This window comes from Streptomyces sp. NPDC004539, assembly GCF_040610055.1.
GTDB lineage: Bacteria > Actinomycetota > Actinomycetes > Streptomycetales > Streptomycetaceae > Streptomyces.
In genome coordinates this window covers 144,783-157,679 of sequence record NZ_JBEXLS010000023.1, presented here as the reverse complement: position 1 = coordinate 157,679, position 12,897 = coordinate 144,783, and the positions used below count along the sequence as shown (strand labels likewise).

Genomic DNA, 12,897 nt, shown 5'->3' with positions numbered 1-12,897 from the left:
ACGCCGCGTCCCGCTCGCCGGGCCGCCGCACAACCCGCACCCACGACGCTCATGGCCCGGGGGTCGTGGAGGCGGTGAGGTAGTGGCCGGAGAGGGGGTCGGCCTGTCCGGCGGCCAGCCGGAGCAGTGCGGCGACGGCCTCGTCGGGCGCGGTGAAGGCGCCTTGTGCGCGCTGGGTGAGGAGCCAGTCGCCGACCCGGTCCTCCCAGGGGTCGCCGGTGGGGTGGCGGTCGAGGTGGCGGTGGGTGACCCCGAGGTCGAGAAGGCCGGGGTGGTAGGCGAAGACGGGGATGTTGTGGGGGCGGAGTTCGGCCGCGAGGTTCTCGGTGAGTTTGATGACGGCGGCCTTGGAGACGGAGTAGGCGGAGGCGTAGGGCCAGCGGTGCCGGCCGGCCTCGCTGGCGAGGTTGACGATGCGTCCGGTCACCGGCCGGGCGGCGGTCATGACGGGGACGACGGCACGGCAGGCGTGCGCCATGCCCAGGACGTTGACGGTGAAGGCGTGCCACCAGTCGTCCGGGTCGACCTCCCAGAGGGGGCCGATCGGCCCCGCCGCCCCCGCGTTGTTGACGAGGACGTCGACCGTGCCGTACGCGTCGACGGCCCGCTCGACGGCGGTCCGCATGTCGTCGGCCCGGGTGACGTCCGCCGGGACCGCCAGTACGTGCGCGTCCGGCCGGCGTTCCTTGATGCCGATGACGGCGTCGTGGAGGGCGGCGGGGTCACGGCCGGTGAGCACGAGCCGGGCGCCCGCGTCGGCGAAGGCGTCCGCGAGGAGCCGTCCGAAACCTCGGCCGGCTCCGGTGATGAGGACGGCGCGTCCGTGGAGTGCGGCGGTCACGGGGTGTCCCGCTTGCGGGCGACGGTCAGGCCGTCGGCGACGGGCAGCAGGACGGACTCCATCCGTTCGTCGGCCCGGACGCGGGCGTTGAAGGCGCGGATGGCGCGCGCGTTGCCCGTGCAGTGCGGGTCGGCCGCGTCGCCGCCGTACAGGACGTTGTCGGCGAGGAGGAGGCCGCCGGGGCGCAGCCGGGGGACGAGGAGGTCCCAGTAGGTCTCGTAGCCGGGCTTGTCGGCGTCGAGGAAGGCGAGGTCGATCACAGGGTCCTCGGACAGCGACCGCAACGTTTCTTCAGCCGGTCCCAGGAGGAGTCGTACGGAGTCGGCGACGCCGGCGTCCTGCCAGGCGCGGCGCGCGATGCCGGTCCACTCGTCGGAGATGTCGCAGGTGATGACCTGCCCGCCGGGCGGCAGGCCGAGGGCGAAGGCGAGGGTGGAGGCGCCGGTGAAGGTGCCGACCTCGACGACGAGGCGGGCGCCGGTGATCTTGGTGAGGAGGGTGAGCAGGACGCTCTGCTCGTGCGGGATCTGCATCTCCGCGACCTGTCCGAGGTCCCGGGTCTCGGCCATGAGCCGACGTTGGACCGGGGTGGGGGGTTCGGCCTGGGTGAGGAGGTAGTCGTACAGGCCGGTGGTCATGGACACGGTCTTGACGTCCTGCATGCGGGGGCTCCCGAGGGCTTCGGCGAACGACCTGAGGAGGTCGTCGGTGAGGGGGTGGGGGTCGTGGTCGGTGAGGCCGTGCTCGGCGATGTCGCAGACGATCTGGGCCAGCCGGCGGACGAGTTGGGCGGTGAGCGACGAGTCGCAGACCGGCAGGCGGTGCACGGCGAAGTGGGTGTCGTACAGGTCGTGTTCGGCCGGGGTGGGGTGGCGGCCGGGCTGCCGGCCCGCGTCCTGGAGCAGGGAGGCGCCGCCTGGGACCAGCCGGGCGGCGACCTTCATGTGGACGCGCTGGTTGAGGCGGACGGCGTCGGTAAGCGGCGCGGCCAGGGCCGCCGGGTACTGGTCGCGGACCTTGCGGGCGAGGGCGGTGAGCCCTTCGTGGTCGCGGGCCCATTCGCCGCTGAACGCCGGGTGACGGGCCGTCATACCGGGACGGATCGTTTCCGCATAGCGTTCGGGAGAGCAGCTGCCCGTGTAGAGGAACAGCACGGAGTACACGTCGTACAGGCGGGCCGCTTCGAGGAGCGCCGTCGGATCGTCCAGTGCGGTCTCCAGTGTCCGGCGCAGGTGCTGCCAGACGGCGAACGCCGCGTGGTGGCCCACCAGCCAGCGGTAGCGGGCGCGGGCTCGGGGGTCGTCGGGGGCGCGCAGGGCGTTCGGCCGGGTTCCCGCGGTGGCCGTGCGCAGGACGCGCAGGTCCGCCTCGACCGGTTGGCGGCAGGCGCACGCGGGGGGTGTGGTGCCGGGCTCGGGGAGGTGGAGGGGGGTGGTCTCGCCGTAGGGGCTGGGGTCGGGGACCGTCAGGCAGCGGTTCACCGTGAGGAGGCCGTGGAGGTGAGGCGGTCGAGGACGTCGGCGGCCTCGCGGACCTCCGCGTCGAGGGGGCGGTCGCGTTCGACGGGGGCGCAGACGGCCGCGATCCGCTCGACGAGGTGGGTGGTGGCGGGGGCGAGCGGGCGGGCGGTGAGGTGGGCGGCCTGGCGGAGGGCGACGGCGAGGGAGCCGTGCAGGAGGCGCAGCAGGCGGGCGGTGTCTAGGGCGTTGAGCGCGGCCTGGGTGCCGAAGGGGATGACGTCCTGGTTGTGGAGGTTCGTCGGAAGGCTCTGCACGGACGCCGGGTGGGCGGCGCGGCGCATCGTCGCGATGATCGCGGTGGCTGCCAACTGGACGCCCTGGACGCCGTGTTGGCGTCCGGGGTCGGGCGACAGCATCGGGGGCAGGCCGCTGTTGCGGTGCGGGTCGACGAGCAGGTCGAGCTGGCGCTCCGCGAGGTTGCCGAGCTGGGTGGCGGCCAGGGTCAGCAGGTCGCCCGCGAAGGCGGCCGGCTGTCCGAAGAAGTTCCCGCCGTGGGCGACGAGGTCGCGTTCGGCGAAGAACAGCGGGTTGTCGCTGACGGAGTTGAGGTCCCGCCGGACCACGTCCTCGGCCTGCCCGATCGCGCAGGAGGCGGCGCCGATCAGCTGCGGGGTGCAGCGGACGCTGTACGGCTCTTGCAGCGGCCGTTGCCCGGACGGCACCGTCCCGTCGAGGCGGGTGCGCATCTCGGCGCCGACGCGCACGGTGTCGGGGTGGCCGAACGCCTCCAGCAACTCCGGTACGAGGAAGGCGGGTTCGGCGCCGAGGAGGTCGGTGAGGGCCGCCGACAGCCAGATCGCCGCCGTACGGGACCGGGCGATCGAGGCCACCGCGAGTCCGGCCGCCGCCGCCGTGAGCGAGGTGCCGTTGACGAGGGCGAGCGCGTCGCGTCCGCCGAGCTCCACCGGCGTGAGACCGGCCAGGGCGAGGGCCTCGGCGGCCGTCGTGCGGCGGCCGTCCAGGTACGCGGCGCCGTCCCCGCACAGGGCGCCGGCGACGTAGGCGAGCGGGACGAGGTCGCCGCTGGCGCCTAGGGAGCCCAGCCGGGGGACGGCCGGCGCGAAGCCCGTGCGCAGTGCGGCGGCCAGGGCGTCCACGACCGCCGGGGACACCCCCGAGCGTCCCTGGCACAGCGAGCGCAGCCGGACCAGCATCGCCGCGCGGACCGTGGCCGGCTCCAGGTCGGGCCCCTGGCCGGCGGTCAGATGGGCGAGCGCCGTCGCGCACTGGTCCCGGCCCGGGAAGACGACCAGCGGGCCGAACCCGGTCGTGGCCCCGTACACCGGGCGTCCGTCGTCGATCCGGCGCAGCGCGAAGGCGTGGCACTCGGCGACGCGTTCCCTCGTCCCGTGGTCGAGTTCGACGTCGACCACGTCCGCGGCCAGTTCCATGGTCGCGGGGCCGAGCGGGACGCGGAGATCGAGGAGAACGGTGGGGGGCACGGTGGCGGCGGTCACGAAGACTCCAGGAAGGGGTGGACAAGGGGGTTCGGAGCCGGCCGGGGGCTCCAGCGAAAGGGCAGCGCCATTGAACACAGCACCCGGCGCGGCAACGGCACGCTCAGGGAGGTCGCATGCATAAATCCACCCAGAAGGAAGAAGCACATATGAGCGACTCCCGCCCCGCGGGTTCCCGGCAGTGGTGCGGGGGCGAGCGGGAGCACACTTCCGGTCGTGCCCGAGGTGCTCTGCGAACCGAACCCCCATGCCGTCGAGAAGGCGCGCGTGCAGGACTTCCTGCGCTGGCTGCGCGCCGAGCGAGGCCACGACCTCGCCACGTGGGAGGAGTTGCGCCGCTGGTCCGTGGACCGCCTCGACGACTTCTGGCGGAGTGTGTGGGACTACTTCGGCGTACGGGCCCACACCCCGCCGACCGCCGTCCTCACGGATCGCGTCATGCCCGGCGCCCGCTGGTTCCCCGGCGCCACCCTCAACTACGCCGAACACGCCCTCGGCCGGCCCGAGGACGCCGGCACCCTCGCGGTCGTCGCGGTCTCGCAGACCCGTGACCGGACCGAACTCACCTTCGCGGAACTGGCAGAACAGGTACGCCGCGCCCGCGCGGGCCTTCGCCGTCTCGGCGTCTCCCGGGGCGACCGCGTCGCGGCCTACCTCCCGAACGTTCCCGAGACCCTGGTCGCGTTCCTCGCCACCGCGAGCCTCGGAGCGGTCTGGGCCGCCTGCGCCCCGGAGTTCGGCGCCCGCGGTGTCCTGGACCGTTTCGCACAGATCGAACCGAAGGTCCTGCTCACCGTCGCCGGCTACACCTACGGCGACCAGCCGATCGACAAACGGGCCGACGTCACACGACTACGTGCCGGGCTGCCCGGCGTGGAACACGTGGTGCACGTGCCCTACGGCCCGCTCACCGTCGACGACGCCCTCCCGTGGCCGCAACTCCTCGCCGACACGGACGACTTGCTCGCCTTCGAGCCCGTGCCGTTCGACCATCCGCTCTGCGTCCTGTTCTCCTCGGGGACGACCGGCAGGCCCAAGGCCATCGTCCACCGGCACGGCGGCATCCTCCTCGAACACCTCAAGAACCACTCGTTCCACTGGGACCTCGGCCCGGGTGACCGTCTGCTGTGGTTCACCACCACCGCCTGGATGATGTGGAACGCGCTCGTCTCCGCGCTCCTGGTGCGCTGCGGCATCGTGATGATCGACGGCAACCCCCTCCACCCGGACCTGCGCCACCAGTGGCGGCTCGCGGCGGAGACCGGTGCAACCCTCATGGGGGCCAGCCCCGGCTACCTCATGTCCTGCCGCAGAGAGGGCGTACGGCCGGAGCGGGAGTTCGACCTCTCCCGCCTACGCCAGCTCGGCGTCGCCGGCAGCCCTTTCGCCCCCGAGGGCTTCCGCTGGGTCCACGAGCAGTTCGGCGACCGGGTGCTGCTCAACGTGGGCTCCGGCGGCACGGACGTGTGCACCGGACTCGTCCAGGGATCGCCCCTGCAACCTGTGTACGTGGGCGAGATGACCGGCACCAGTCTGGGCGTGGAGGCGCACGCCCTCGACACCGACGGGAACGCCGTCGTCGGCGGGTTCGGCGAGTTGGCGATCACCTCGCCGATGCCGTCGATGCCGGTCGGCTTCTGGGGTGACGAGGACGGCGGCCGGTTCCGGGAGACGTACTTCCCCGACGTCCCCGGCGCCTTCCGCTTCGGCGACTGGTGCCGCTTCACCGAGACCGGCTCCTGCACCATCACCGGCCGCTCCGACGCCACCCTCAACCGCGGCGGAGTCCGCCTCGGCACCGGCGAGTTCTACCGCGCCCTCGAAGACGTGCCCCTGGTGAGCGACTCCGTCGTGATCCATCTGGAGGACCCCCAGGGCGGCCAGGGCGAACTACTCCTGTTCGTCGTCCCGGCCCCCGGCGTGGCCATCGACGGCAAAGTCCGGGCACTCCTGTCCGAGAAGATCCGCACGGCCCTCTCCCCCCGCCACGTCCCGGACCTGATCATCCCGGTCACCTCCGTGCCGTACGGCAGAACCGGCAAAAAACTGGAACTCCCGGTGAAGAAGATCCTCCAGGGCGCCACCCCCGACGAAGTCACCCCACCGGGAACCCTCCTGAACCCACACGCCTTCGACGCCTTCACCGCGTACGCACGCACCCGGGGCAGCTGTGTCAGGGGGTGAGGGAGGCCGCCGTTCGTAGCCTGGCTCGGGCCAGGGTCAGGGCGGCTTCCGTGGTGGTGGTGCCGGTGCGCCGGGACTGGTCGATGACCTCGGTCACGCGGGCGCCGATCTGGCGGACGCGTTGTTCGGCGGTCGGGCGGTCGTGGCCGAGGAGTTGTTCCTCCAGGAAGACCAGTCCGCCCGCGTTCACGCAGAAGTCGGGGGCGTACAGGATGCCCCGGGCGGCCAGAGCGGTGGCGTGCGCGGGCGTGGCGAGGACGTTGTTGGCGCCGCCGGCGATGATCCGGCAGCGCAGTGCGGGCAGCGTGGTGTCGTCCACCACGCCGCCCATGGCACAGGGCGCGAGGACGTCGCACTCGGTGCCGGCCACGTCCGCGGGGTCGACGGCCCGGGCCCCGAGCCGGTCCGACACCGCGGAGGCTCGCGCCCGGTCGATGTCGGCGACGATCAGTTCCGCGGACTCGGCGGCGAGCAGGGCGGCGAGCGCGGAACCCACGTTGCCGACACCCTGGACGCACACCCGTACCCCGGCCAGCCCGCCGTCCCCGCCCTCGGCACGCAGACAGGCGCGGATGCCTTCGAGGACACCGAGCGCCGTCATGGGCGACGGATCGCCGCTGTCGCACACCGGTGACGCCTCCCGCCCGATCACCCCGATGTCGGCCTGGGTCGTGCCGATGTCGTTGACCGGGATGAAACGGCCGCCGAGCGAGGCGATGAACCGGCCGTGGGAGCGCAGCAGTTCCTCGGTCTTGTCACGCGCCGGGTCGCCGATGACCACGCTCCAGCCGCCGCCGAGGCCGAGCCCGGCGGCCGACGCCTTCAGCGTCATGGCCTCGGCCAGCCGCAGCGCGTCGTCCAGCGCCGCCCGCTCGTCCTCGTATGCGTGCATGCGCACCCCGCCCAGCGCCGGACCGAGCGTCGTGTCGTGCACGACCACGACGGATCGCAGTCCGGTCCGGGCGTCCCGGCTGAACAGCACCTGCTCGGCGCCGTGTTCGCCCAGCCGCCCGAACACACTCGGGTCACGCTCCGCGGTGGCCATCGGGGGTTCCTTTCATCGGGCGGTCCTTTCATCGGGCGGTCCTTTCATCGGGCGGTCCTTTCGAGGTCCGCCGGGGGACGGCAGCCCAGGGCGGCCAGTTCGGCGTGTCCTTCGGCGGCGCGGTCGGGCAACAGGGCGAGGGTGCAGGCGCGTTCGAAGGCGGCGTCGATCCGCTCCCAGCCGGCCAGCGACTCCCGCAGCGCGTCCCGGTCGCCGTGGAGTCGCCCCGCCGCGCGTGCCAGACAGGCCGCGGCCCAGGCGTTCTCGGCACCGGCGGCCGACGCGGCGGCCAGGTGCTCGTGGGCGTCCGGGAGCCCGGCGGCCACGGCGGTCTCGGCGGCGACGGCCCAGGAGTAGGCGTCGTAGAACTGGTGCGTGGCCTCCCCCCACGGTGGTGTCGCCGTGAGGTCCACCGTCAGCGCGGGGTCGGCCGCACCCGGGTGCAGGGCGATCCTGGCCTCCGCGAAGGCGGCGAAGCCCGCCGCGATGCCCCGCGGGTCCCAGGGCTCCGCCATCGCGCGGGAGCGGTCCCGCCACTCCCGGTGCAGCCGGGCGCCCTCGTCGCCGCCGCGCAGACCGTGGACCAGGGCGGCGCCGTGCACGGCCGGGGCCATCCAGCGGGCGGTCGGCCGCCCGGCCCGCAGCCAGCCGTCCCACATGGCGGACGCGTACGCCAGCGCCTCGTCGAACCGGCCTGACAGCGCCAGCGGCACCACGCTCTTGCTGGCGCGCATGTAGAGGCCGCTGAGCGGATCGTCCCAGGCCCGGCGGGCCGCTGTCACGGCGCGGGGCAGGTCACCGGCGGCCACGGCTTCGACGCGGCTCCCGTGCCGGTCGGTCTCACCGCGGACGGCCGTGAACGGCTGACCTTCCTCCCCGGTGACGTCGCCCTGCCGCCGTTTCCGCGCTGGGCGATGACGCGGGCCGCGCTCGGCTCGGTGGGAAGTCTGCTGCGGCGCTTCCACGAGGCCGCTGCGGCCGTCCCGGTCGATACGGATGTCGAGTGGCCCCGGGACCTCGCCGACCCCGAGGGCGGGACCGTGCTGTGCCACAACGACGTGTGCGTGGAGAACGTCGTGTTCCGCGACGGCCGTGCGGCCGGCCTGATCGATTTCGACCTGGCGGCTCCCGGCCGGCCGCTGTGGGATGTCGCCATGACCGCCCGGTACTGGGTCCCCCTGCTCGATCCCGCGTCCGCGACGGCCTTCTATCCCCCGGGGCTGGACGCTCCGACACGCCTGCGGATTCTCGCCGACGGCTACGGGCTCTCCCGGCAGGACCGCGCCGAACTGCCCGACGTCATCGGACAGGCCACCGCGTCCTGCCGGGCCTTCGTCACCGCCCGCGTGGCCGGCGGGGACCCCGTCTACACGCGGGCCCTGGCCGAACGCGGCGGCTGGGAACGCTGGGACCGTATGCAGACATGGCTGGCGACGCGCCGTGAGGAGTTCACGGCCGCACTGCTGGAGTGACGGCCTCGTTGTTCCGTCTCCTTCGTGCTCACGCAGATCACCCGCTCCGCAGCGGCAGGGCGGCGAACGTGTGCCCTGCCCAGATCCGCCGTGCCGCCTCCTCGGGGTAGGCGGTGACGGCCGGTTCGGTGTCGAGGAGTCGGACGAGGCGCTCCCGGTCGTCGTACGCGGGCCAGCCGGGGTCGCCCGTGGTGGCGAAGGCGGTCCAGGCGGAGCGTATGCGGGCGGAGAGCGCCTCGGTCTCGGGTGTGGGTCGGGGGCCGATCAGGAGGGCGCCGAGGCCGTCGTACACGCCGAAGGTCAGCGGGACGTCGAGGCCGTGGCAGGCGCCGAGGGCGCCGCCGTCGGCCGGGGCGTTCCAGGTGAGTTCGTACAGGTGGGCACGGCCGCCGCCGGCCGTGTGCGCCTCGGCCAGGTGGAGGGAGGGCATGCGGAACAGCCAGTCGGACTGGACGAGTTCGAAGAGGTGTTCCGCGGAGGCGTCTGGGAACGCGGTGCGGTAGGTCTTCTCGGCTTCCGGCGTCGGCCCGAACGCGGCCAGCGCCGTCGACGCCAGTTCCTCGCCGACCGTGCCGAGCACTCCGCCGAGCAGGAGGAAGAGGCGGTACTCGTCCCGGTTGTGTCCGACGATCAGCTCGACGTCCCGCGCGGCGCCGTCCGCCAGGGCCGCCCAGGGCACGGTGGGCAGGACGTCGCCGTCGACCACCGGCGAGTACGGGGTCGGGGTGAGCGCGACGGTTCCCCAGCGGCCGGCGTACTCGCGCATCCGGGCGGTGACGGCGGCGCCCGCCCGTGGCAGCTCGCGCGGGTCGGTGCCGGAGAGGTCGGCCACGGTCGGGCGCAGTCCCAGCTCGGCGGCGACGGTCCCTGCGATGTCCCCGGCCAGTTCGGTGGAGAAGAAGGTGCCCGGCACGCTCTGCGCGATCGCCCGCCGGAACAGTCCGCGGGCCCGCGGCATGACCATCAGCGCGGCGATCGAGCCGGCTCCCGCGGACTCCCCGAAGACGGTGACCCGGTCGGGGTCGCCGCCGAACGCGGTGATGTTCTCGCGCACCCACTCCAGCGCCGCCACCTGATCGAGCAGGCCGCGGTTGGCGGGAGCGCCCTCGATCTGGAGGAAGCCCTCGACGCCGACGCGGTAGTTGAGGGTGACGACGACCAGGTCGCCGTCGCGGGCGAGGTGCTGTCCGTCGTAGGCGGGGTCGTCGGCGGAGCCGAGCTTGTAGGCGCCGCCGTAGATCCACACCATCACCGGTCGCCGCGCCGCCGGTGCGGGGTCCGGGGTCCACACGTTGACGGTCAGCCAGTCGTCGCCGGACGGCGGCGGGCCGGGCGGGGTGGGCTCGGGGCCGAGCGGCTCCTGCGGGGGCGGCGGCCCGAACGTGAACGCGTCCCGGCTCCCGGTCCAGGGTGCCACCGGCCGGGGCGCGGCGAATCGGGCCTCGCCCACCGGTGGCTGCGCGTACGGGATGCCCCGGAAGACCGCGAGGCCGTCCTCCCGGCGTCCACGGACCGTCCCGGCCGAGGTCACGGCCTCCGGGAACTCGGTTCTGCTCATTCGGCGACTCCTCGAAGAGTTGCGGTCTCACGCAAGACCGTTGACTCCCGCCGGCCCCACCCCGAGACTCATGACGCTCACAGTGAAGCATATTTCACCAGACGAACACACCTCTCCTGTTCACGCGCTCCTCCCCCTCTCCGAGGACGACCATGAACCCCACCGCCCTCACTCCCCCGCACACGTTCCGCACCGTCCTCCCGGTCCTCGCCCTGTGCTGGCTGGCCGTGTTCTTCGACGGCATGGACGTCACCCTCTACGGCGCCGTCATGCCGCACATGCTGGACGACGTTCGGCATGCTGGTCGGCGCGCTGACGGCCGGCAGTCTGACCGACCGGCTCGGCCGGCGGCGGATGCTGGTCGCCGGCGTCGTCCTGTTCTCGGCCGGTTCGGCGATCTGCGCGTCGGCGGGCGGCGTCGGCCTGCTCGGCGCCGGCCGTTTCGTCGCGCAGGTGACGGTCTACGCCGCCACGGGCACCGTCTACCGGGCCGGCGAGCGGGCCGCCGGGCTGGGCTGGGTCACCGGCGTCGGCCGTACCGGCGGCGTCGTCGGGCCCTGGCTGATCGGCGCACTCGTCGCGAACGGCGACCAGAGCCTGGGCTTCACGGCGTTCGCCCTGGCCGGACTGGTCGGCGCGGTCGCGATCGCGATCGTCCCTCTGGCCCGACGGCCCGCACCCCACGACGTCCCGGCCGTCGCCGGGGCCTGACCTAGGAGCCGACATGCAGCCCCGTACCCGTTCGTCCCTGAGGCGTCTCACCCGCGGCCTGACCGCCGCCGCGGCCCTCACGCTCCTCACGACCGTCCCGTCCCCGGCGGGGGCGGACACCGGAGTGCGGATCACCAAGGACATCGCCTACGCCCCCGCCCAACCGCCCGGCACCCAGGGGCACTTGCTGGACCTCTACGTCCCCCGGTCCGCGCGCCCCGCCCCGCTGCTGATCTTCACCAGCGGCTCCGGCTGGCTGGCGGACAGCGGACGCAAGGGCGCCGACCAGGTCGCCGCACAGCTCAACCCGTACGGATACGCCGTCGCGGGCATCGCGGTCCGCTCCAGCGGACAGGCCCCGTTCCCGGCCCAGTTGTACGACGTCAAGGGCGCGATCCGCTGGCTGCGCGCGAACGCGGCGGCGTACCACCTCGATCCGGACCGGGTCGCGATCATGGGTGACTCGTCGGGCGGCTGGGCCACGGCGATGGCCGCCGTCACCGGGGACCTCCCCGCGCTGGAGGGCGACGTCGGCCCGCGCGGGCCCTCCAGCGCCGTCCAGGCGGCCGTCCCCTTCTATCCCCCGACCGACTTCTCTCAGATGGACGCGCACATGCCGGACGGCTGCCGGGCGTTCAACTCCGCGTTCGGGCTGACGAACTGCCACTCCGACGCCCGCTCCCCCGAGTCGCGGCTGCTCGGCTGCACCATCACGGACTGCCCCGACAAGGTCGCCGCCGCGAACCCGCTCACCTACATCGGCACCCGCCACACCCCGCCCTTCCTGATCCTCCACGGCGAGCAGGACGGCATCGTCCCCTACCACCAGAGCCGCCTCCTCTACGAGAAGCTGGCCGCCGCCGGCGACGACGTCCGCCTGTTCTCGTTCCCGGAGGCCGGACACGGCACGTCGTTCGCGATGCTCGGCGACGACGCGACCCGCCGAGGCGCCTACGTCGAGACGGCGGCCGGCGGACGGACCACCCCGCCGCGGCCCGCCACCCCCACCTGGCGGACCGTCGTCTCCTTCCTGGACCGGCAGTTGCACACCCGCCGCTGAACCTCCCGCGTCCGGCACGGGAAGGTACTGTCGACCGGATGTCTCGGTGACGGTCGGGGAAGTGAAGGTCGATGGTGAACGGTGGCGCGGTGGCGCGTGACGACGGGGCGCGGCCCGTGGTCAGCCGGCGGCGGGAGGTCGGGGACGTCAGCGCCCGGTCCGTGCTGATGACCGTGCTGGGCGAGTACGTCCGGCCCGCCGGCCTGCCGGTGTGGACGTCGGCGCTGGTGGACGCCCTCGCGCTGTTCGGCGTCGAGGAGAAGTCGGCCCGGCAGGCGCTCGCGCGCATCGCCGCCGAGGGCTGGCTGAGTTCCGAGCGGGTGGGGCGCCGGGTGCGCTGGGCCCTCACCCCGCACGGGCACCGCCTGCTCACCGAAGGGGCCCGGCGCATCTACGGCTTCGGCGGCGGCGAGGACACCTGGGACGGCGTCTGGCTGGTGGTGCTGGCCTCGGTGCCGGAGGCCAGACGCGATCTGCGGCACCGGCTGCGGACCCGGCTGGCCTGGGCGGGCTTCGGCTCGCCCGAGCCCGGTGTGTGGGTCACACCGCACACCGCCCGCGAGGCCGAGGCGCTCGGCGTACTGACCGAACTCGGTCTCGTCGACGACGCGATGTCCTTCACCGCCGGGTACGGCGCCGTGGGCAGCGAGGCCGCCATGGTGGCCCGCGCCTGGGACCTCACCGAGGTCGAGGACCACTACGCCGCGTTCATCGACGAGTTCACCGCGGTGTGCCCCGCCGACGGCGACGCGGTCCTGCGGGCCCAGACGATGCTGGTCCACGAGTGGCGCCGCTTCCCCTTCCTCGACCCCGGCCTCCCGCCCGCGCTGCTGCCCCCGTCCTGGAGCGGCACGAAGGCCGCCGCGCTGTTCCACCAGCGGCACACGGAGTGGAAGCCCGCCGCGCTGGAGCGGTGGGAGACGCTGACGGGCGTCCACGACACGGGGTGAGACCTGGCGTCCGGCATGTGGTGGAGCGCGACCCGCCGCACGTCGTCAGAGGTGTGATGTGCTGCCGGTCTGATCCGACTCCACCGCTTTCAGCCGCTG

At 73.6% G+C, this 12,897-nt stretch carries 11 protein-coding genes and 1 pseudogene; 5 read left to right on the top strand and 7 right to left on the bottom strand.

Features of this window, described 5'->3' with window-relative positions; all coding sequences use genetic code 11:
- Positions 1-49: 49 nt before the first annotated feature.
- The 3 genes from ABZX85_RS36930 to ABZX85_RS36920 are packed head-to-tail and all read right to left on the bottom strand — an operon-like array spanning position 50 to position 3,818.
- Positions 50-841, bottom strand: a complete 792-nt coding sequence (locus ABZX85_RS36930) for an SDR family oxidoreductase (protein ID WP_355878904.1) — start codon at positions 839-841, stop codon at positions 50-52.
- On the bottom strand, positions 838-2,322 hold the full coding sequence (locus ABZX85_RS36925; protein ID WP_355878901.1) for an O-methyltransferase: 1,485 nt from the start codon (positions 2,320-2,322) through the stop codon (positions 838-840). The genes ABZX85_RS36930 and ABZX85_RS36925 overlap by 4 nt, the downstream gene beginning before the upstream one ends.
- Positions 2,319-3,818 (bottom strand): aromatic amino acid ammonia-lyase, encoded by a 1,500-nt coding sequence (locus ABZX85_RS36920; RefSeq protein ID WP_355878898.1) that lies wholly within the window; start codon positions 3,816-3,818, stop codon positions 2,319-2,321. The genes ABZX85_RS36925 and ABZX85_RS36920 overlap by 4 nt, the downstream gene beginning before the upstream one ends.
- 216 nt (positions 3,819-4,034) lie before the next feature.
- On the opposite strand from ABZX85_RS36920, the gene ABZX85_RS36915 reads away from it, so the two are divergent.
- Complete coding sequence (locus ABZX85_RS36915; protein WP_355878895.1) at positions 4,035-6,002, top strand: acetoacetate--CoA ligase; 1,968 nt, start codon at positions 4,035-4,037, stop codon at positions 6,000-6,002.
- Here ABZX85_RS36915 and ABZX85_RS36910 read toward each other — a convergent pair.
- Both ABZX85_RS36910 and ABZX85_RS36905 read right to left on the bottom strand, forming a co-directional pair.
- Complete coding sequence (locus tag ABZX85_RS36910) at positions 5,992-7,047, bottom strand: Glu/Leu/Phe/Val dehydrogenase dimerization domain-containing protein (RefSeq protein WP_355878892.1); 1,056 nt, start codon at positions 7,045-7,047, stop codon at positions 5,992-5,994. The genes ABZX85_RS36915 and ABZX85_RS36910 overlap by 11 nt on opposite strands.
- Before the next feature lie 44 nt (positions 7,048-7,091).
- A complete protein-coding gene (locus ABZX85_RS36905) occupies positions 7,092-7,856 on the bottom strand; it encodes a hypothetical protein (protein WP_355878889.1) in 765 nt (254 codons plus the stop codon).
- Here ABZX85_RS36905 and ABZX85_RS36900 point away from each other — a divergent pair.
- A pseudogene (locus ABZX85_RS36900) lies at positions 7,854-8,519 on the top strand (phosphotransferase); the annotation flags it as partial. The gene ABZX85_RS36905 and the pseudogene ABZX85_RS36900 overlap by 3 nt on opposite strands.
- Positions 8,520-8,556: 37 nt before the next feature.
- Here the strand turns inward: ABZX85_RS36900 and ABZX85_RS36895 are convergent.
- Positions 8,557-10,077, bottom strand: coding sequence for a carboxylesterase family protein (locus tag ABZX85_RS36895; RefSeq protein ID WP_355878888.1), 1,521 nt, complete (start codon positions 10,075-10,077; stop codon positions 8,557-8,559).
- Positions 10,078-10,171: 94 nt separating this feature from the next.
- A complete protein-coding gene (locus ABZX85_RS36890; RefSeq protein WP_355878885.1) occupies positions 10,172-10,321 on the bottom strand; it encodes a hypothetical protein in 150 nt (49 codons plus the stop codon).
- 53 nt (positions 10,322-10,374) lie between these two features.
- Between ABZX85_RS36890 and ABZX85_RS36885 the strand changes: the two genes are divergently transcribed.
- The 3 genes from ABZX85_RS36885 to ABZX85_RS36875 all read left to right on the top strand — a co-directional run bounded on the left by ABZX85_RS36885 (position 10,375) and on the right by ABZX85_RS36875 (position 12,798).
- Entirely contained in the window at positions 10,375-10,788 is a 414-nt protein-coding gene (locus ABZX85_RS36885; RefSeq protein WP_355878882.1) for an MFS transporter, read from the top strand.
- A gap of 13 nt (positions 10,789-10,801) precedes the next feature.
- Positions 10,802-11,848, top strand: a complete 1,047-nt coding sequence (locus ABZX85_RS36880) for an alpha/beta hydrolase (protein ID WP_355878879.1) — start codon at positions 10,802-10,804, stop codon at positions 11,846-11,848.
- Between the two features lie 89 nt (positions 11,849-11,937).
- Positions 11,938-12,798: a PaaX family transcriptional regulator C-terminal domain-containing protein gene (locus tag ABZX85_RS36875; protein WP_355878876.1), complete on the top strand. Its 861-nt coding sequence runs from the start codon at positions 11,938-11,940 to the stop codon at positions 12,796-12,798.
- The last annotated feature ends 99 nt before the right edge of the window (positions 12,799-12,897 follow it).